Below are 17,456 nucleotides of genomic sequence, written 5' to 3'. Positions count from 1 at the left end.
CCGGCCAGCCATGGCCGGGCGTTCGCATGCGCGACCGATGCCGATAGGGCATCGGCCGCGCACGCTCACCCCCCGCTCACCGGGGGGATGAAGGCGATTTCGGTGCCTTCCCGGACCGGGTCGTTCCAGCGGGCGAAGGCGCCGTCGACGGCCACGCGCAGGCGTTCCGGCGGCAGGGTGAAGCCGTGGCGCGCGCGCAGCGCTTCGTACAAGGCCCGCAGATCGCCAGCGGGTTCGACGGTTTCCTCGGCCATCCCGGCCGCGTCGCGCAGGCTGGCGAAGTACAGCACCTTGGCCCGGGCCGTCATCCGACCTCCCCGCCGACGTCGCGGCGGCCGCCGCGCTTGGCCAGCAGCTTCGCCGGGCCGAGCACGATGCGGTGCGACAAGGCCTTGCACATGTCGTACACGGTCAGGGCCGCGACGGTCGCGCCGGTCAGCGCCTCCATCTCCACGCCGGTGCGGTGCACGGTCTTCACCGTGCATTCGATCCGCAGCACGTTCTCGCCGGCCCACTCGACCGCGATCCGGCAGCCGTCGATCGGCAGCGGATGGCAGAACGGGATCAGCTCGTGGGTGCGCTTGACCGCCATCGTGCCGGCGACGATCGCGGTCTCGGCGATGCCGCCCTTGGCGCTTTTTAACCCGGAAGCGCGCAATTGCCGCGCGACCTCGGCGGGGAAGCGCACCCGGCATTCGGCCGACGCCGCGCGCGCGCTCGCCGGCTTGGCCGAGACGTCGACCATCGCCGGGCGGCCGTGCGGATCGAGATGGGTCAATGCGGGTGTGCGGCTGCGCTTCACGAAGGCCCTCCGGCCGCCAAGCTTAGCCTCGCGCGGCCGGGAATGCCGTCCCGTGGCGGTCTTGCATTTGGCCGGTGGACACGCGGATCGGCGCGGATCGGCGATTTTCCATTGCCGGTTGGCCGCGCACCCGCGACGCGCCGCATCCGTCATGCCGCTTCTGCTCGGATCCTTTCGTCCGCGCGAATCCGCCGCCGGAAAGACCTCGCCCCGGCCGGAGCGCCGCGCACGCGCCCGGCCGGCTCAGCCGCCGACCAGGAACATCTCGACGCGCCGGCGCGGCGCCGCCGGCGTGCCGCGCAGTTCGCTGTAGCGGTCGCCGCGCGCCTGCCAGAGCCGGGCGACGCGCTCGCGCAACGCGGCCTCGCCTTCGGCCAGCGCGGCGCGAAGATCGTGGCCTTCGCCGGCGAACAGGCAGGTGTAGAGGCGGCCGTCCGCCGACACCCGCGCACGATGGCAATCGCCGCAGAACGGCGCGCTGACCGAACTGACGAAGCCGATCTCGCCCTGGCCGTCTTCGAACGCGTAGCGCGACGCGACCTCGCCGCGGTAGTGGGGACCGAGCGGGCGCAGCGGCCAGCGCGCGGCGATGCGGTCGCGCAGTTCGGCCGAGGGCACCACCCGCCCGCGGCGCCAGCCGTTGCAGGTGCCCACGTCCATGTATTCGATGAAGCGCAACACGTGCGGCGTGCCGCGGAAACGCTCGACCAGCGGCAGCACCTGGTCGTCGTTGGCCCCGCGCTCGACCACGCAGTTCAGCTTGAGCGCGCCGAAGCCGGCCGCTTCCGCGGCGGCGATGCCGGCCAGCACGTCGGCGATCTCGCCGCGCCCGCCGCTCATCGCGCGGAAGCGCTGCGGATCGAGCGCGTCCAGGCTGACCGTGATCCGGTGCAGCCCGGCGTCGCGCAGCGCGCGCGCCTGCGGCGCCAGCAGCGCGCCGTTGGTGGTCAGGGCGATGTCCTCCAGCGCTTCGATCCGCGCCAGGCGCGCGACCAGCTGCGGCAGGTTCCGCCGCAGCAGCGGCTCGCCGCCGGTCAGGCGCAGCTTGCGCACGCCCAGCGCGGCGAAGCCGCGCACCAGCGTTTCGATCTCGTCGAACGACAGCCGGCTCGCGCGGTCGAAGCCGTAGCCGTCGGGCACGCGCTCGGCCGGCATGCAGTACGGGCAGCGGAAGTTGCAGGCCTCGATCACCGACAGGCGCAGGTCGCGGATCGGCCGGCCGAAGCGGTCGCGCGGGGCGAGCGCGGGGACGGCGGACAGCGCGGTCATGCCGGTTCGGACCGCTCCGCCGTCGGTTCGTTCAACGCGACGAGCTCGCCCGGGCGGGCCACGCGATGGCCGCGCGCGGCCAACGCCTCCCCGTCCGCGGCGCTGGCGTAGTGATAGAGCAGGCAGCGCGCCAACAGCGCGCGCGGGTATTCGCGCTCCAGATCGTCGATGCCGCTGTGCGAAGGGTTGCCGTGCAGCGCGCAGTCGTGCGCGATCAGCTCGCCGGCGTCGGCGTGGCGCGCCAGCATCTCCGGGATCGGCCGGGTGTCGCCGGTCCAGACCACGCTGCCGCGCAGGCGCAGGCCGTACGCGGTCTCGGGCCAATGGTGGCGCACCGGGAACGTCTCCAGGCGCAGGCCGTCGTGCCAGAACGCCTCGCCGACCGGGACCAGCTGGAACGCGTCCCAGAAGTTCGCCCCGCCCTCGGCCAGCACGTTGGGATAGTCGGCCACGCGCTGGTGCAGCAGCGGCACCAGCTTGGCCGGGACGTACAGGCGGGTGCGGCCGCGCCGCGCGGCGTCGAAGTAGTTCGCCACGAACAACCGTTCGAAGCCGGCCACGTGGTCGAGATGGGTGTGGGTGACGAACAGCGCCGGCGGCGGCGCGCCGTAGTGCGCCAGGAACGCGGTCAGGCCCTCGCCGCCGCAGTCGATGGTCAGCCAGGGCCGGCCGTCGCGCTCGATGGTCGCCATCGCCGAACCGAGCTCGACCGCGGACGCGTTGCCGACGCCGTGCAGGCGCAGATGCCAGGCCATCTCAGTAGCCTCGTTCCCAGGCCCGGTCGTAGGCCGCGCGCAGGCGGGCGAAATCGCGCGCGACCTGCTCCGCGCTGCGCGCGCCGCGCAGCTTCAGCAGCGAGCGCCGCAGCCGGGCCAGGTTGCGTTCGCGCCAGCCGGTCGCGGGAATGCGCTCGCGGCCGCGGTCCAGGTCGATCACCCAGCCGCGGCCGGCGCTGTCGAACAGCAGGTTGTGCGCGTTGAGGTCGGCATGGTCGAGCCCGGCGCGATGCGCGCGCGCGATCAGCCGGCCGGCTTCCTCCCACGGCGCGCCGTCGCCGGCCACCGCGACGCGGTCGGCGAAGGAACGCACGTCGTCGAGGCGTTCGAGCAGGATCGCGGCGCGGTAGAACGGGCCTTCGCGCCGGTAGCAGGCGGCGATCGGCCGCGGCACCGGCACGCCCTTCTCCGCCATCGCCCGGGTCAGGCGGAACTCGGCGAAGCTGCGCGTGCGCGCGGCGCCGTGCCACCAGTAGCGGTCGCGGCTGAAGCGCGCGGCCAGGCCGCCACGCAGGTAGCGCCGCAGCAGCGCCGGCCCGAACGGCGCGTCGACGAACCAGGCGCCGCCGCGGCCGCCGCTGTCCACCGGCCGCGCGCGCGCATCCCAGAAGCCCGGCGAGAACCACGCCGGGCTCGCTTGCCGCACGCGGGTGCGGTCGAACAGAATCGCACCGAAGCCGCTGTCGTCGCGGAACGGCGTCAACTCCTCGGCAGCATCGAAGCCCGTCATCCCTCCGAGTCTAGCAACCACGTGCCTGCCGCGCCCGCCTCGATCTGCCTGCTGCGCCTGTCCGCCCTCGGCGACGTCACCCACGTGGTGCCGCTGGTGCGCACCCTGCGCCGCGCCTGGCCGCAGGCGCGGCTGGTCTGGCTGATCGGCAAGGCCGAGCACCGCCTGCTCGCCGGCCTGGAGGGCGTCGAGTTCGTCGAGTACGACAAGGCCGGCGGCCTCGCCGGCATGCGCGCGGCGCGGCAGGCGCTGCGCGAGCGGCTCGGCCCGGCGCCGCGCTTCGACGCCCTGCTGCAGATGCAGGTGGCGGCGCGCGCCAACCTGCTGTCGGCGTTCGTGCCGGCGCGGCGGCGGATCGGCTACGACCGCGCGCGCTCGAAGGACCTGCACGGCCTGTTCGTCAACGAGCGCATCCCCGACCGTCCCGGCATCCACGTGCTCGAGGCGATCGGCAGCTTCTGCGAGCCGCTCGGCCTCGCCCAGGCCGAGGTGCGCTGGGATCTGCCGGTGCCCGCCGAGGCGCGCGAATGGGCGCGCGCGCAGTGGCCCGAGGACGGCACGCCGACCCTGCTGATCTCGCCCTGCTCCAGCCACGCGCTGCGCAACTGGCGCGCGGAGCGCTACGCCGCCGTCGCCGACCACGCGCTGTCGCGCGGCTGGCGGGTGGTGCTGTGCGGCGGCCGCAGCGAGCTGGAGCGGCGCACCGCCGACGCGATCCTCGCGGCGATGCGTACGCCGGCGCCGTCCTCCGGCGTGCTCGACCTGGTCGGCAAGGACACGCTCAAGCAACTGCCGGCGCTGCTCGAGCGCGGCCAGCTGCTGATGACGCCGGATTCCGGCCCGATGCACATCGCCAACGCGATGGGCACCAAGGTGCTGGGCCTGCACGCGGCCAGCAACCCGGCCCGCAGCGGGCCCTACAGCGACCGCCGCTACTGCGTCGACCGCTACGACGACGCCGCGCGCAAGTTCCGCGGCAAGCCCGCGGCCGAGCTGAAGTGGGGCACGAAGATCGAGCACGAGGGCGTGATGGACCTGGTCACGGTCGAGGACGCGGTGGCCGCGTTCGAGCGCTATCGCAGCGACTATCCCTCCCAGGATCACAGGAGGCCGTGATGGCCGCATGGTTCACCGTGGTGGCGCCGCTGCTGCCGGAGCTGATCCGCGCCGCGCGCCCGATGTTCACCCGCAGCCGGGAACCGTCCAAGGTGCCGGAGCAGATCCGCGAGCTGCAGGACGCGGTCGACCGCAACGACCAGGCGATCCGCGCCCTGGCCGCGGAGATGGAGCAGACCCTGGCGGCGCTCAAGCAGGGCGCGCAGCAGCTCGAGGCCACGCTGGCGGAGCTGCGCCGCAGCCAGGCCGAACAGGACCGGCGCCTGCACCGGCTGCAGACGTTCGCCGTGGTCGCCGTCACCGCCGCGCTGCTGGCGTTCGCGGTGGCGGCCTACGCGCTGGCGCGCTGAGGCGAAGGCGGCGGCCGCACCCGAAGCCGCTCCCGGCCGCCGCGAAGCGCGGAACGACGGGCCTACTCGATCGTTCCGGACGGCAGCGCGCGGCGCCCACCGCGGCGCGGCCCCCTGCACGCGACCGCGCTGCGCCGGCAGCCGGCTCACCCGCACGGGGACGGGCGTGCAAGCACCCGCGCGAGCGCGGTGGCGGCGAGGCGCGGGAAGGGCCTGCGCGCGGGCGATGCCTCCGGGCCGGCAATCCGGGCAGGACGCGCGCGGCGGTTACGGCGCCGCGCCGGTCTTGTAGTCCTGGTACGACTTCTCCTCGACGTAGGTCGAGCCCAGCGCCAGGTTGATCTCCTTCTTGATCCGCGCGCGCTCGTCGTTCTCGAAGTAGACGCTGCGCGCCAGGCGCACGAACTCCTCGTCGAAGGCCTGCGCCTTCTCCTTGAGGCGGATCGCGTCCTCGATGTCCCACAGCCGCTCGTTGACCGCCTTCAGCTCGGCGCGCAGGCGGGTGACGTCGCCGCCGGCGGCCGGATGCGCCATCCAGGTCCGCTCCAGCGCGGACAGTTCGTTGCGCACGTTGGCCAGCTTGGCCTCGTCGGTCATGCGCTCGGACTTGATCTGCAGGATCGCGATCTTGTCGAGCAACTCGCCGAAGGACACCGGGACCAGGATTTCGGACATGGAGGATGCGGCCGTTCAGTCGGGGGCGACAGTGTAGCCGCCGGCGCCGCGGCCCGGCTGGCGCCTTGCCGCGCCGGCGCCGGGTCCGTATCATTACCGGCTCGCTGCACCCGGAGAGGTGGCAGAGTGGTTGAATGTACCTGACTCGAAATCAGGCAGGCGTTTATAGCGCCTCGGGGGTTCGAATCCCCCCCTCTCCGCCAGATACGCGAAACGCCCCCTCGCGGGGCGTTTCGTCTTTCGTGAATCCGCGGCTTGCCTCGCGGCCGCCCGGCCCCGATGATTCCGTTATTCGGCTCGACGGCATCACGAGCGCAGCGGCCTGACCGACGCATGATCGAATTCGGACATCTTTCGCACGTCGGCCTGCGCCGGGAACTCAACGAAGACACCTACTACGGCGACAGCGAACTGGGCCTGTGGCTGGTGGCCGACGGCATGGGCGGCCACGAGTACGGCGAGGTCGCCAGCGCGCTGGCGCGCGACAGCATCGTGCGCGAGGTCCGCGACGGCACGCCGCTGGCGCAGGCGATCCGGATCGCCGACGAGGAGATCATCCGCACCTCGCGCCGCCGCAACGACGCGCTGCCGATGGGCACCACCGTGGTCGCCGCGCGCATCGCCGGCAACCGCTTCGAGGTGGCCTGGGTGGGCGACAGCCGGGTCTACCTGTGGCGCGACGGCCAGCTGGCGCAGCTGTCGCAGGACCACAGCTACGTGCAGGAGCTGATCGCCAACGGCGCGATCACCCACGAGCAGGCGCGCAGCCACCCGCATCGCAATGTCGTCACCCAGGCGCTGGGCGTGACCGACCCGCGCAACCTGAACGTCGAGACCATGACCGGGGAGCTGCGCCCCGGCATGCAGCTGCTGCTGTGCAGCGACGGCCTCACCGAGGAAGTCGACGACCGCAGCATCGCCAAGGTGCTGGCGCAGAGCGACTGCAGCGCGCAGGAGTGCGTCGACACCCTGGTCGCGGCGGCGCTGGACGGCGGCGGATCGGACAACGTGACCGTGATCCTGGTGCGCAATCACTGAGCGCGCGGAACTTGCTTGGCCCTTGCCCTCGCCCCTCTCCCGCAAGCGGGAGAGGCGCTTGTGGGCATCAGCGCGTCGCGGGAGCCCCCTCGCGGCAAGCGGGAGAGGGCTTGTTCGCGTCCAGCGTCGCGGGGGCTCCTCTCCCGCTTGCGGAAGAGGGGTCGGGGGTGAGGCCCGCAAGCGCGCGGCGTCAGGCCAGGGCCAGCGCCGCGCCCGGCTCCGCTTCGGCTTCGGGCGCCAGGTACCGGTCCCAGACGCAGGCGCCGCCGGCCTTCTTGCGCAGCTTCTCCAGGCGGGCGTGGTGCGCGGCCAGTTCCTCGGCCTCGGCCCGCACGCGCGGGCGCGGGGCGCGGACGTCGACTCGGTAGGCCACGGCCTCGACCTCCTCCGCGCCCGTGTCGATCGCGAAGCCGATCTCCTCCTGGCCGGAGGTCAGGGCGATGTAGACGTCGGCCAACAGCTGCGCGTCGAGCAGCGCGCCGTGCAGCTGGCGGTGCGAGTTGTCCACGCCCAGGCGCTTGCACAGCGCGTCCAGCGAGTTGCGCTGGCCGGGGAAGCGCTGCCTCGCCAGCAGCAGGGTGTCCTCGATCCGGCAGCGGTCGGCGATGCAGCCGTACTGCGGGCCGAGCCGGCGCAGCTCGTGATCGAGGAAGCCGATGTCGAACGCGGCGTTGTGGATGATCAGCTCGGCGCCGTCGATGAAGGCGAGGAACTCGTCGACGACTTCCTCGAAGCGCGGCTTGTCGGCCAGGAACTCCAGGGTCAGGCCGGTGACCTCCTGCGCGCCCTGCTCGAACTCGCAGTCCGGCTTGAGATAGACGTGGAAGGTGCGCCCGGTGGGGCGGCGCTCCAGGTACTCCACGCAGCCGATTTCGACCACGCGGTTGCCGCGTTCCCAGCTCAGGCCGGTGGTTTCGGTGTCGAGGACGATCTGCCGCATCGGCGCATTCTCGCACGCTCAGCGCACGGGGGCGGCGGCGGCGCGGAACTGCTGCGCCTGGGCGCGGGCGAGCGCGTCGACGCGCTCGTTGTCGGGGTCGCCGTTGTGGCCCTTGACCCAATGCCATTCGACCCGGTGGCGCAGGTTGGCGGCATGCAGGCGCTCCCACAGGTCGCGGTTCTTCACCGCCTCGCCGCCGGCGGTCTTCCAGCCGCGCCGGACCCAGTTGCCGATCCACTCGGTGATGCCCTGGCGCACGTACTGCGAGTCGGTGTACAGCGCGACCTCGCACGGCTCGCTGAGCGTCTCCAGCGCCGCGATCGCCGCCATCAGCTCCATGCGGTTGTTGGTGGTGGCCGACTCGCCGCCGACCAGCTCGCGCTCGCGGCCGCGGTAGCGCAGCAGCGCGGCCCAGCCGCCGGGGCCCGGGTTGCCGAGGCAGGCGCCGTCGGTATGGGCCTCGACCCGCTTCAGATTGTCTGTCGTCATCGCCGCATTATCGCCTCACGCGCGCGCCGCGCGCCGCGTCCGCCCGCCGGCGCGCCCTGCCAGCGCAGCAGCGCCGGCACCGGCGTCGGCGGGATCGGCGCGTGCACGCGCTTGCTCACGGTGAGGGCGATGCCGGCGCGCAGGCGGTCGGCGGCGCCGATCCCGACCTCGCCATGGGCGACGCGCCAATGCGGGCCCAGCCACTGCACGCCGACCGTGTCGACCGCGAAGCCGGCCCGGCGCAGCGCCGCCTGCCAGCGCCCCGGGTCGCGCGCGCGCAGGCCGCTGCGCGCCCAGCGCGCGCGGTAGGGGCTCCACGGGTTCAGCGCCGCCAGCCACAGCACCCCGCCGGGCGCGAGCACGCGGGCGCATTCGTCCAGCAGCGGGCCGATCGCCGCGGTGTCGTCCAGCGCGTGCTGCAGCAGCACCGCGCACATCGATTCGCTGGCCAGCGGCAGCGGCAGGCCACAGCGCACGGTGCCGTCGAACAAGCCGCCCGGGGTGCGGCACAGGCGCACGCCGCGACGGACCGTGGCCTCGGGGGCCACCGCCCCGGGCACCCCCAGCCACAGCCAGGGCAACGCCGGGCAGCCGGCCAGCACCCGTGCCATCGCCCGCTCCTCGACCGCGAGCACCCCCTGGCCCGCCTCGCTGGCGTACCAGGCCAGGGCCCCGGGCGGCGCGGGCGCGGGTTGACGGGGCGGGGAGCGGGCGGGCATGGTTCGCGGCCTCCGGGGGCGGACCCCCTGTCCAGCCACGATTGTGCGTCAGCCCGGCATCATCCGGGCAACCGCGGAGGTCGCATGCGCCTGCAGGCTCTGCCCGTCCTGAGCGACAACTACATCTGGATCCTGTCCGACGAGGCCGGCGCGCGCGCGCTGATCGTCGACCCGGGCGAGGCCGGGCCGGTGCTGGCGGCGGCCGCGGCGGGGCTGCGCCCGGCCGCGATCCTGCTCACCCACCACCATCACGATCACATCGGCGGGGTGCCGGCGCTGCGGGAACGCTGGCCGGACCTGCCGGTGATCGCCCCCGGCGACGAGCGCATCGCCACCGCGACCCGGCGGGTGGGCGACGGCGAGCGCTTGGAACTGGCCGGCTGGCGCCTCGAAGTCCTGGCGGTGCCCGGGCATACCCGCAGCCACGTCGCCTATTACGGCGAGGGCGTGCTGTTCTGCGGCGACACCCTGTTCAGCCTGGGCTGCGGGCGCCTGTTCGAGGGCAGCCCGGCGCAGATGCACGCCTCGCTTGCCCGCCTGACCGCCCTGCCCGGCGACACCCGGGTCTGTTGCGGACACGAGTACACCGTCGCCAACGCCGCCTTCGCCGGCGTGGTAGAACCCGACAACCCGGCGCTGCGGCGCCGTCTCGAGGAGGCCCGAGCCATGCGCGCCGACGGACGACCGACCCTGCCCAGTACCCTCGCCGAGGAGTGCGCCGCCAACCCGTTCCTGCGCGTCGGCCAGGCCGGCGTGCGCGCGCGCCTGGCCGAGCGGCTCGGCCGCACGCCGGCCGACGACGCCGAGGCCTTCGCCGAACTGCGGCGCTGGAAGGACGGGTTCGCCGCGTGAGGGCGGCGCCACGGCGCCGGCGCCTGATCGCCGGGTTCGCGCTGGCCTGCGCGCCGCTGGCGGGGCCGGCACAGGCCCTTGGCGCGTCGCCTGCCGGCGGGGTCGCGCCGGTCGAGATCGCCGCCCCGCCGACCGCGGCCCCGGTGGCAGGCGCGCCCCCGGCCGAAGCCGATGCCGCGCCGCCCCCGGCCTCGCCCGCCGCCCGCAACGGCCGCGAGATCTACCAACGCTTCCGCGAGGGCCTGGCCGATCCGGAATGCGCGGCCGCCGACACCGGCCCGCGCTGGCGGCGGCACTTCGCCCAAGCCCCCGAGCGCCTGGCCGCGCGCGACGACGACGTGCTGCCGCTGTTCGGCTACGTGGTCGACGCCTTGCGCGAAGCGCACCTCCCCACCGAGTTCGCGCTGATCCCGTTCGTCGAGAGCGGCTACCGTCCCGGCGCCCGCAGCGCCAGCGGCCCGGCGGGGCTGTGGCAGATGATCGCGATGACCGCGCGCGACCACGGCGTGCCGGTGCGCGACGGCTACGACGGCCGTCTTTCGCCGGTGGACTCGACCGAGGCCGCGGTGCGCTACCTCAAGACCCTGTACGGCATGTTCGCCGGCGACTGGCGCCTGGCGGCGATGGCCTACAACGCCGGCGAGTACCGGATCCTGGCGGCGCTGCAGCGCGGCGGTCAGCAGGCGCGCGACGCCGCGCCGGAGAGGCTGCCGGGGCTGTCGCCGATCACCCAGGCCTACGTGCGCAAGCTGCACGCGCTGTCGTGCCTGATGGCGCAGGCCGACGACCGCGAGGAGTGGATGCGCGCCCTCGACCGGCCGGTGCCGCGGCTGCAGGCGGTGACGGTGCCGGCGGACGTGGAGCGGATCGAGCAATGGGCCGAGCGCACCGGCGGCGACCCCGCCCAGCTGCGCCGGCTCAACCCGGCGTTCGCGCAGGGCCGCCTCCGCCGCGGCGATGGCCGCCCGGCGCGGCTGCTCGCGGTGGCGGCGCCGGCGGCGGACGCCGCCCTGGTCGCGCCGGCCGCGGAGGAAGCCGCCCAGGCCGCCGCGCCGCCGCCCGCGGCGAACCCGATCGCCTCGTCCCCGCCGCCGGAAACGCCGCGCCGCCACACCGTCGCCCGCGGCGACAGCGCCTGGAGCATCGCCCGCCGCTACGGCATCCGCCTGGCCGACCTGCTCGAACGCAACGGCCTGCGCCCGGACAGCGTGCTGCGCCCCGGGCGGGTGCTCGACATCGATCCGCTCGGCGCCGCGGTCGGCGGCGAGTAGCCCGCACCCGGCGCGCGAGGCAAACTAGCCCCTTTTCCGGCCGCGCCGCGGCCGCCCTGCCCGGCCCGCGCCGGGAATGCCAGCTCCAGACAGAAGGAACAACCATGGGTTTTCTGCAAGGCAAGCGCGCCCTGATCACCGGCATCGCCAGCGAGCGCTCGATCGCCAGCGGCATCGCCGAGGCGATGCACCGCGAAGGCGCGCAGCTCGCGTTCACCTACCAGAACGACAAGCTCAGGACGCGCGTCGAGGCCGCGGCGCAGGAATACGGCAGCGACATCGTGCTGCCGCTGGACGTGGCCGACGACGCCCAGATCGACGCCTGCTTCGAGCAGCTCGGGCAGCGCTGGGGCGACGGCTTCGACATCCTGGTGCACGCCATCGCGTTCGCCCCGCGCGAGGCCATCGCCGGCCAGTTCCTCGACGGCCTGAGCCGGGAAAGCTTCCGCATCGCCCACGACGTCTCGGCCTACTCGCTTTCGGCGCTGGCCAAGGCCGCGCGCCCGCTGATGCAGGGCCGCAAGGGCGCGATCCTGACGCTGAGCTATCTCGGCGCCGAGCGCGCGCTGGCCAACTACAACGTGATGGGCGTGGCCAAGGCCAGCCTCGAGGCCTCGGTGCGCTACCTCGCGCTGAACCTCGGCCCGGAAGGCATCCGCGTCAACGCGATCTCGGCCGGCCCGATCCGCACCCTCGCCGCGTCCGGCATCGCCGGCTTCCGCAAGATCCTCGGCCACGTCGAGCAGTACGCGCCGCTGCGCCGCAGCGTGACCATCGAGGACGTCGGCAACGCCGCCGCGTTCCTGTGCTCCGACCTGGCCGCCGGCATCACCGGCGAGGTCACCTACGTGGACGCCGGCTACAACATCCTCGGCATGACCGGCATCGACGCCGGCGAGTAAGCCCGCGCGCCGCGCGCAAACGAAAAGGCCCGGCATCGCCGGGCCTTTTCCCATCCGCGGGCATGCGCCGACGCGGCGGCACGGGCCGCCGGGTCAGAGGTTGCGCTCGTTGACGTGGACCGTGACCCGCTTGCGCAGCGCATCGACCAGCGCCTGGACGTCGTCGCCGCCGCGGATCTGGGCCAGCTGCTGCTGCAGCATCTCGCGCTGCCCGGGCGGCATCGTCGCCGCGTCGCCCGGGGTCACCTTGGTCACCGCGAACAGCACCGCGCGGCCGTCCTCCAGCACGGCCTTGCCGTAGGACGGCTTGCCCTCGGCCGGCGCCGGCACCGCGAACATCGCCTCGGACACGGCCGGGTCCGGCAGCGGCATGCCGCGCGGCACGCCCGGCACGGTCTGCGGCGGCGGCAGTTGCTTCGAAGCCGCGACCGCCTCCAGGGTCTCGCCGGCCCGGAGCCGCGCCAGCAGCGCGTCGGCCTCCTTCCGCGCCGCCTGGGCGGCGCGGTCGGCGCGGATCGCCGCGACCACCCGCTCGCGCACCTGGGCCAGCGGCAGCGCGCGCTCGGGCGCGTGGTCGGTGACGCGGATCAGCACGGTATGGCCCGGGGCGATCTCGATCGGGTCGCTGACGGTGCGGTCCTGGATCAGCGTTTCCGAGAACGCGGCGCGCTGCACCGCCGGATTGGCGGCGATGCCGGTCGCCGCGCCGCGCGAGAACGGCCCCAGCTTCTGCAACGGCAGGCCCACCTCGCGCGCGGCCGGCGCCAGCGCGGTCGGGTTCTTCAGGGTCAGATCGACCAGGCGGCTGGCGAGCTCGCTGGCGGCGCGCTCGCGATCGGCCTCGACCTGCTCGCGCGCCAGCGCCTCGCGCGCCTGCTCGAAGCTCTCCTGCGCGCCGGCCTTGACCTCGCGCAACTGGATCACGTGCCAGCCGAACTCGCTCTTGACCGGCTTGCTGACCTCGCCCGGCCGCATCGCGAACAGCGCGTCCTCGAACGCGCCGACCATCATCCCCTTGCTGACCCAGCCCAGGTCGCCGCCGGCGTCCTTGGAGCCGGTGTCGTCGCTGTTGGCGCGCGCCAGCGCGGCGAAGTCGGCGCCCGGCGCGCGCGCCTGCTCGGCGAGCTTCGCCGCCTTCTGCTCCGCGGCCTTCTGCGCCGCGGCGTCGGCGCCTTCGTCCACCCGCACCAGGATGTGCGAGGCCAGCCGCTGCTCGGGCTCGACGAAACGGCTGCGCTCCTGCTCGTAGCGGCGGCGCAGGGTGGCCTCGTCCGGCGCCGGCGGCGCCGGCAGCGCGGCGCCGACGATCTCCACGTACTCGATCGACACCGTCTCCGGCGCGCGGTACTCGCCCAGGTGGGCCTGGTACCAGCGCTTGATCTCGTCCTCGCCCGGCGCGGCCGCGTCGGGCACCGGCGGCGGCAGGGTCAGCAGGCCGACGTCGCGGGTCTCGCCCATCAGGCGGATCAGCCGGTCCAGCTCGCCGGGCGCGACGAAGCCGCTTTCGCCCACGCCGATCGCCACCAGCGACTGCTGCAGGCCCTCGCGCACGGTCTGCTCGAACTGGCGCTCGGTCTGCGGCGGCACCTGCGAGGCCAGCGCCAGACGGTAGCGGTTGAGGTCGAACTTGCCCTCGACCTGGAACGCCGGGATCTCCTGGAGGGTCTTGCGCAGCAGCTCGTCGCTCACCGCGATGCCCTCGCGCTCGGCGGCGATCTTCTGCACCCGCGCGGCGATCAGCTGGTCGAGGACCGCGCGCTTGTTCTCGACGCTCTCGAACGCGCGCGGGTCGAAGCCCTCGCCCTGCTGCGCGCGCATGCGCTGGCGCTCCTGCTCGAAGCGGTTGCGGAACTCGTCGACGCTGATCTTCTCGTGGTCCCAGAACACCGAGACCGGCCACCAGGATGGGGCCGAGGGCCACCAGGCCGGCGGCGCGTCGATCACCGCGACCGAGGTGTCGCTGCGCTGGGTCAGGTAGTCCTGCACGCCCACCAGGGCGAACGGGATGATCAGCAACCCCAGGATCACCGTGGCGATCCAGCCGGAGGTCTTGTCGCGGAGTTTTTGCAGCATGAGCCGGGTGCGTCGAAGCGGTCAGCCGCGCAGTGTAAGGGCCGCGCTCGCCCCCCGTCGAGCGAGCGGGGCCCTCAGCGCCATTCGAGCCGGAACCAGGCGGTGCGGGTCGCGCCCGGCGCCAGCGGCGCCGGTTCCAGGTTGAACGCGTCCGGCGGCCCGGTCTGCGGCTCGACGCAGGTGCTGTGCGCAGGCTCGTCGAAGACCACCCAGCGCGTGCAGTCGGAGGTCAGGCGGAGGCGGCGGGCGCCGCGGTGCAGGACCACCGGGCGCTGGTTGACGAAGCAGTCGTCCCAGGGCCCGGGCTTCGGCTCCCCGGGCGGGCCCACGGCGATGCCGAGCGCGTCGCGCGGGTACATCCGGTCCGGCGCGAATTCGAGCCGGTCGGGCTTGAGGAACCAGGGATGCCAGCCGATCGCCGCCGGCATCGCGCGTGCGCCCGCGGTCACCGACAGCCGCAGTTCCAGGCGCTCGCCGGCGAGTTCGATGCGCTGCCGGCACACGCCGCCGAACGGCCAGCGCGCATCCTCCGGCAGTCGCAGCGAAAGCTCGGCGTGGCGCGGCGAATGCGCCTCGACCCGCCACGGCAGCACGAACGCGGCGCCATGGATCGCGTGCTCGCCGAGGTTGGCCGGCAGGCGGTACTCGCGCCCTTCGAAGGCGAAGCGGCCGCCGCGCAGGCGCCCGGCCCACGGCGCCATCGGGAAGCAACCCCAGGCGATCGCCGCCGCGTGCGCCGGACCGTGGCCGACCAGTTGCGCCTCGCCGCGGTGGCGGATCTGCGCGATGCGGCCGCCCGCGCCGGGCGCGACCTCGACCTCCAGCGCGCCGTCGGCGAGGGTCAACAACGCCCCGGGCGGCAGCGGGTCGCTGGCGAGCACGGCCGCCGCCCGCTCAGCCGCCATAGGGATGGATCGTGAGGATCCGGCCGTCGCCGTCGTAGCGCAGCTCGGTCACCTTCACCGAACGCAGGTGGGTGACGCCGCCGGAAAGGAGGGCGTCGTGGTAGTACAGCCACCACTTGCCGCCGAACTCGACGATGGAATGGTGCGTGGTCCAGCCCACCACCGGCTCCAGGATGCGCCCCTGGTACACGAACGGGCCGTAGGGACTGTCGCCGGTGGCGTAGCACAGGTAGTGCGTGTTGCCGGTCGAGTACGACAGGTAGTACTTGCCGCGGTATTGGTGCATCCACGGCCCTTCGAAGTAGCGGCGCGCGTGGTCGCCGGCGCGCAGCGGCACGCCGTGTTCGTCGAGGATCGCCACCTCGCGCGGCGCCTCGGCGAACCGCTTCATGTCCGCGGCCAGCCGCGCCACCCGCGGGCCCAGCGCCGGCGCGTCGCCGGCCGGCTCGGCGTGGGCCGCATCGTAGGCGTTGTCGCGGTACTTCTGCAGCTGCCCGCCCCAGAGGCCGCCGAAGTACATGTAGTGCTCGCCGTCGTCGTCGCGGAACACCGCCGGGTCGATCGAATAGCTGCCGGCGATCGGTTCCGGCTCGGGCGCGAACGGGCCTTCGGGCCGCTCGCCCACGGCCACGCCGATCTGGAACAGGCCGTCGGCGCGCTTGGCCGGGAAGTAGAGGTAGTACCGGCCGTCCCGGGTCGCCGCATCGGGCGCCCACATCTGCCGCTCGGCCCAGGGCACGTCGCGGACGTGCAGGGCCACGCCGCAGTCCACCGCCTCGCCCTCCGGCGAGTCCATGCGCAGCACGTGGTAGTCCTCCATGCCGAAGTGCGAGCCCTCGTCGTCGAACGGAATGCCGGCGTCGATGTCGTGCGAGGGATAGACGTACAGCCTGCCCTCGAACACGTGCGCGGACGGATCGGCGGTGTAGATGTGGGTGACCAGGGGCTGGGAGATGGCCCGGGCGGCCAGCGCCTTCAGCTCGTCGTCGGTGTAGTCGGTCATGCGGATTGCGTCCTGCGGGAGTGGGTCAACCCGGCTGGCCGGCGCGGCGCGCCGCCAGTTCGCGCTCGATGCGCGTTTCCATCGCCTTGTCGATCTCGTAGAAGAACAGCAGCGCCACGCAGGCCAGGAACGGCAACGAGGCGTACACGCTCACCGCCATGCGGATGCCGTCGACGGTCGCGGGCGACTGCGCGGCCTGGTCGGCGTCGTAGCCGTAATGGGCCAGGATGCCGGCGACCAGCGCGCCGCCCACGCTCAGGCCCACCTTCAGGCCGCACAGGATGGCGGAGAAGATGATCGCGGTGGCACGGCGGCGATTCCGCCATTCCGAATAGTCGGCGACGTCGGCGACCATCGCCCACAGCAGCGGGATGGTCACGCCGTACAGGAAGCCGTGCAGCACCTGCGCGAGCATCGCCCAGCCCGCCGCCTGCGGCGGGAAGAACCAGAACGCCAGCATGCACAGCGTGGACAGGAACAGGAAGGCGCCGAACACGTTGCGCTTGCCGAAGCGGTCCGCCAGCGGCTTGGAGAAGCCGATGCCGGCGATCATCAGAATGATGCCGCCGGCGTTGAACAGGCTCAGCGCCGAGGTGGGCGCGTCCTTAGGCCACTGGAATCCGGTCAGGCCCATGCCGGTCAGCGCCGCGTTCAGCCCGCCGATGAAGCGGTTGAAGCCGATGTCCTCCAGCAGCGCCGCCAGCGCGGCCTCGTCCATGTAGTACTTGAAGTAGTACACGTACATGCCACCCTTCAGCGCCAGGGTGACGAACACCAGCACCGTCGCCAGCAGCATCAGCGACCAGGGGCGGTTGCGCACCAGGTCGGCCAGGTCCTGGCGGATGCTGGACTTCTGCTCCGGCGCCGGCACCACCCGCTCGCGGGTGGTGAGGAAGGTGACCAGGAAGAACACCGTGCCGGCGATCGCGAACAGCAGCATCGCGTTGTGGAACCCCTGCACGCGATCGCCCTCGCCCAGGATCAGCACCAGGGGCAGCAGCAGCACCTGGATGATGAACTGCGCGACCATCACCGCGACGAAGCGGTAGGCCGACAGGCTGTTGCGCTGGGCCATGTTGCCGGTGATCACCCCGCTCAACGCCGAGTACGGCAGGTTGTTGGCGGCGTAGACCAGCACCAGCAATGTGTAGGTGGCCAGCGCGTACGCGACCTTGCCGCCCTGCCCCAGGTCCGGCGTGCTGAAGGCCAGCAGCGAGAGCACGCCGAACGGCACCGCGGTCCACAGGATCCACGGCCGGAACTTGCCCCAGCGGGTGTGGGTGCGGTCGGCCAGCACCGCGACCAGCGGCGTGAACACGAACGCGCCCAGCAGGCCGACCACGAAGATGATCTTGGCCGCGGTCGCGGCCGGAATGCGGTAGACGTCCGTGTAGAAGAACGCCAGGAACGTGACCAAGGTCTGGAAGATCAGGTTCGCCGCCAAGTCGCCCAGGCTGTAGCCGAGCTTTTCGGTGACGGAGAGGGAGTCCTGGGTTCGGTTCATGGGCCGCCGGTTCTGCGTTGGGAGCGTCTTGTATACGGCGCG

The 17,456-nt window shown here is 73.3% G+C and carries 19 protein-coding genes and 1 tRNA gene; 7 read left to right on the top strand and 13 right to left on the bottom strand.

Annotated elements, in window-relative coordinates; translation table 11 throughout:
• Positions 1-65: 65 nt before the first annotated feature.
• From EDC50_RS02135 to EDC50_RS02115, 5 genes are all read right to left on the bottom strand, one after another.
• Positions 66-308 (bottom strand): MoaD/ThiS family protein, encoded by a 243-nt coding sequence (locus tag EDC50_RS02135; protein WP_123768812.1) that lies wholly within the window; start codon positions 306-308, stop codon positions 66-68.
• On the bottom strand, positions 305-802 hold the full coding sequence (moaC, locus tag EDC50_RS02130) for a cyclic pyranopterin monophosphate synthase MoaC (protein WP_277872335.1): 498 nt from the start codon (positions 800-802) through the stop codon (positions 305-307). Before moaC ends, EDC50_RS02135 begins: the two co-directional genes overlap by 4 nt.
• Before the next feature lie 243 nt (positions 803-1,045).
• Positions 1,046-2,071, bottom strand: a complete 1,026-nt coding sequence (moaA, locus tag EDC50_RS02125; RefSeq protein WP_170167579.1) for a GTP 3',8-cyclase MoaA — start codon at positions 2,069-2,071, stop codon at positions 1,046-1,048.
• Positions 2,068-2,826, bottom strand: a complete 759-nt coding sequence (locus EDC50_RS02120) for an MBL fold metallo-hydrolase (protein ID WP_123768810.1) — start codon at positions 2,824-2,826, stop codon at positions 2,068-2,070. The genes moaA and EDC50_RS02120 overlap by 4 nt, the downstream gene beginning before the upstream one ends.
• 1 nt (position 2,827) lies before the next feature.
• Positions 2,828-3,577, bottom strand: a complete 750-nt coding sequence (locus EDC50_RS02115; protein ID WP_123768809.1) for a 3-deoxy-D-manno-octulosonic acid kinase — start codon at positions 3,575-3,577, stop codon at positions 2,828-2,830.
• A 21-nt stretch (positions 3,578-3,598) separates the two neighbouring features.
• Between EDC50_RS02115 and EDC50_RS02110 the strand changes: the two genes are divergently transcribed.
• Both EDC50_RS02110 and EDC50_RS02105 read left to right on the top strand, forming a co-directional pair.
• Positions 3,599-4,693 (top strand): glycosyltransferase family 9 protein, encoded by a 1,095-nt coding sequence (locus EDC50_RS02110; RefSeq protein ID WP_123768808.1) that lies wholly within the window; start codon positions 3,599-3,601, stop codon positions 4,691-4,693.
• Positions 4,693-5,043, top strand: a complete 351-nt coding sequence (locus EDC50_RS02105) for a BAR domain-containing protein (RefSeq protein WP_123768807.1) — start codon at positions 4,693-4,695, stop codon at positions 5,041-5,043. Before EDC50_RS02110 ends, EDC50_RS02105 begins: the two co-directional genes overlap by 1 nt.
• A 267-nt stretch (positions 5,044-5,310) precedes the next feature.
• On the opposite strand, the gene EDC50_RS02100 is transcribed toward EDC50_RS02105, so the two are convergent.
• Positions 5,311-5,718 (bottom strand): DUF6165 family protein, encoded by a 408-nt coding sequence (locus EDC50_RS02100; RefSeq protein ID WP_123768806.1) that lies wholly within the window; start codon positions 5,716-5,718, stop codon positions 5,311-5,313.
• 112 nt (positions 5,719-5,830) lie between these two features.
• Between EDC50_RS02100 and EDC50_RS02095 the strand changes: the two genes are divergently transcribed.
• Together EDC50_RS02095 and EDC50_RS02090 are read left to right on the top strand one after the other, a co-directional pair.
• A tRNA-Ser gene (locus EDC50_RS02095) sits at positions 5,831-5,921 on the top strand.
• Between the two features lie 130 nt (positions 5,922-6,051).
• The gene (locus EDC50_RS02090) at positions 6,052-6,756 is read left to right on the top strand and encodes a PP2C family protein-serine/threonine phosphatase (RefSeq protein WP_123768805.1); all 705 of its coding nucleotides are present in this window, start codon (positions 6,052-6,054) and stop codon (positions 6,754-6,756) included.
• Positions 6,757-6,946: 190 nt separating this feature from the next.
• On the opposite strand, the gene dnaQ is transcribed toward EDC50_RS02090, so the two are convergent.
• The 3 genes from dnaQ to EDC50_RS02075 are packed head-to-tail and all read right to left on the bottom strand — an operon-like array spanning position 6,947 to position 8,904.
• A complete protein-coding gene (dnaQ, locus tag EDC50_RS02085) occupies positions 6,947-7,696 on the bottom strand; it encodes a DNA polymerase III subunit epsilon (protein WP_123768804.1) in 750 nt (249 codons plus the stop codon).
• Positions 7,697-7,714: 18 nt separating this feature from the next.
• Entirely contained in the window at positions 7,715-8,170 is a 456-nt protein-coding gene (gene rnhA, locus EDC50_RS02080; RefSeq protein ID WP_123769603.1) for a ribonuclease HI, read from the bottom strand.
• A gap of 11 nt (positions 8,171-8,181) precedes the next feature.
• Positions 8,182-8,904, bottom strand: a complete 723-nt coding sequence (locus tag EDC50_RS02075) for a methyltransferase domain-containing protein (RefSeq protein ID WP_123768803.1) — start codon at positions 8,902-8,904, stop codon at positions 8,182-8,184.
• Between the two features lie 84 nt (positions 8,905-8,988).
• Between EDC50_RS02075 and gloB the strand changes: the two genes are divergently transcribed.
• From gloB to EDC50_RS02060, 3 genes are all read left to right on the top strand, one after another.
• On the top strand, positions 8,989-9,756 hold the full coding sequence (gene gloB / locus EDC50_RS02070; RefSeq protein WP_123768802.1) for a hydroxyacylglutathione hydrolase: 768 nt from the start codon (positions 8,989-8,991) through the stop codon (positions 9,754-9,756).
• On the top strand, positions 9,753-11,027 hold the full coding sequence (locus EDC50_RS02065; protein WP_242002926.1) for a lytic transglycosylase domain-containing protein: 1,275 nt from the start codon (positions 9,753-9,755) through the stop codon (positions 11,025-11,027). The genes gloB and EDC50_RS02065 overlap by 4 nt, the downstream gene beginning before the upstream one ends.
• 104 nt (positions 11,028-11,131) lie before the next feature.
• On the top strand, positions 11,132-11,929 hold the full coding sequence (locus tag EDC50_RS02060; RefSeq protein WP_123768801.1) for an enoyl-ACP reductase FabI: 798 nt from the start codon (positions 11,132-11,134) through the stop codon (positions 11,927-11,929).
• Positions 11,930-12,022: 93 nt separating this feature from the next.
• On the opposite strand, the gene EDC50_RS02055 is transcribed toward EDC50_RS02060, so the two are convergent.
• The 4 genes from EDC50_RS02055 to EDC50_RS02040 form a co-directional block, all read right to left on the bottom strand.
• Positions 12,023-14,002, bottom strand: coding sequence for a SurA N-terminal domain-containing protein (locus EDC50_RS02055; RefSeq protein ID WP_123768800.1), 1,980 nt, complete (start codon positions 14,000-14,002; stop codon positions 12,023-12,025).
• A 74-nt stretch (positions 14,003-14,076) separates the two neighbouring features.
• A complete protein-coding gene (locus EDC50_RS02050; RefSeq protein WP_123768799.1) occupies positions 14,077-14,907 on the bottom strand; it encodes an aldose 1-epimerase in 831 nt (276 codons plus the stop codon).
• On the bottom strand, positions 14,897-15,910 hold the full coding sequence (locus tag EDC50_RS02045; protein WP_123768798.1) for a glycoside hydrolase family 43 protein: 1,014 nt from the start codon (positions 15,908-15,910) through the stop codon (positions 14,897-14,899). The genes EDC50_RS02050 and EDC50_RS02045 overlap by 11 nt, the downstream gene beginning before the upstream one ends.
• A gap of 25 nt (positions 15,911-15,935) precedes the next feature.
• Positions 15,936-17,414, bottom strand: coding sequence for an MFS transporter (locus EDC50_RS02040; RefSeq protein WP_123768797.1), 1,479 nt, complete (start codon positions 17,412-17,414; stop codon positions 15,936-15,938).
• Between the last annotated feature and the right edge of the window lie 42 nt (positions 17,415-17,456).

The organism is Vulcaniibacterium tengchongense (genome assembly GCF_003814555.1).
GTDB classification, from domain to species: Bacteria; Pseudomonadota; Gammaproteobacteria; order Xanthomonadales; family Xanthomonadaceae; genus Vulcaniibacterium; species Vulcaniibacterium tengchongense.
The sequence above is the reverse complement of the archived record's forward strand: the minus strand, read 5'-3'. Positions and strand labels throughout refer to the sequence as shown.

Excerpts from the sequence above, each read along its gene's own strand:
- EDC50_RS02135 (WP_123768812.1), bottom strand. The coding sequence starts at position 308 with ATGACGGCCCGGGCCAAGGTGCTGTACTTCGCCAGCCTGCGCGACGCG.
- moaA (WP_170167579.1), bottom strand. The coding sequence starts at position 2,071 with ATGACCGCGCTGTCCGCCGTCCCCGCGCTCGCCCCGCGCGACCGCTTC.
- EDC50_RS02120 (WP_123768810.1), bottom strand. The coding sequence starts at position 2,826 with ATGGCCTGGCATCTGCGCCTGCACGGCGTCGGCAACGCGTCCGCGGTC.
- EDC50_RS02115 (WP_123768809.1), bottom strand. The coding sequence starts at position 3,577 with ATGACGGGCTTCGATGCTGCCGAGGAGTTGACGCCGTTCCGCGACGAC.
- EDC50_RS02105 (WP_123768807.1), top strand. The coding sequence starts at position 4,693 with ATGGCCGCATGGTTCACCGTGGTGGCGCCGCTGCTGCCGGAGCTGATC.
- EDC50_RS02100 (WP_123768806.1), bottom strand. The coding sequence starts at position 5,718 with ATGTCCGAAATCCTGGTCCCGGTGTCCTTCGGCGAGTTGCTCGACAAG.
- EDC50_RS02090 (WP_123768805.1), top strand. The coding sequence starts at position 6,052 with ATGATCGAATTCGGACATCTTTCGCACGTCGGCCTGCGCCGGGAACTC.
- dnaQ (WP_123768804.1), bottom strand. The coding sequence starts at position 7,696 with ATGCGGCAGATCGTCCTCGACACCGAAACCACCGGCCTGAGCTGGGAA.
- EDC50_RS02075 (WP_123768803.1), bottom strand. The coding sequence starts at position 8,904 with ATGCCCGCCCGCTCCCCGCCCCGTCAACCCGCGCCCGCGCCGCCCGGG.
- gloB (WP_123768802.1), top strand. The coding sequence starts at position 8,989 with ATGCGCCTGCAGGCTCTGCCCGTCCTGAGCGACAACTACATCTGGATC.
- EDC50_RS02060 (WP_123768801.1), top strand. The coding sequence starts at position 11,132 with ATGGGTTTTCTGCAAGGCAAGCGCGCCCTGATCACCGGCATCGCCAGC.
- EDC50_RS02055 (WP_123768800.1), bottom strand. The coding sequence starts at position 14,002 with ATGCTGCAAAAACTCCGCGACAAGACCTCCGGCTGGATCGCCACGGTG.
- EDC50_RS02050 (WP_123768799.1), bottom strand. The coding sequence starts at position 14,907 with ATGGCGGCTGAGCGGGCGGCGGCCGTGCTCGCCAGCGACCCGCTGCCG.
- EDC50_RS02045 (WP_123768798.1), bottom strand. The coding sequence starts at position 15,910 with ATGACCGACTACACCGACGACGAGCTGAAGGCGCTGGCCGCCCGGGCC.
- EDC50_RS02040 (WP_123768797.1), bottom strand. The coding sequence starts at position 17,414 with ATGAACCGAACCCAGGACTCCCTCTCCGTCACCGAAAAGCTCGGCTAC.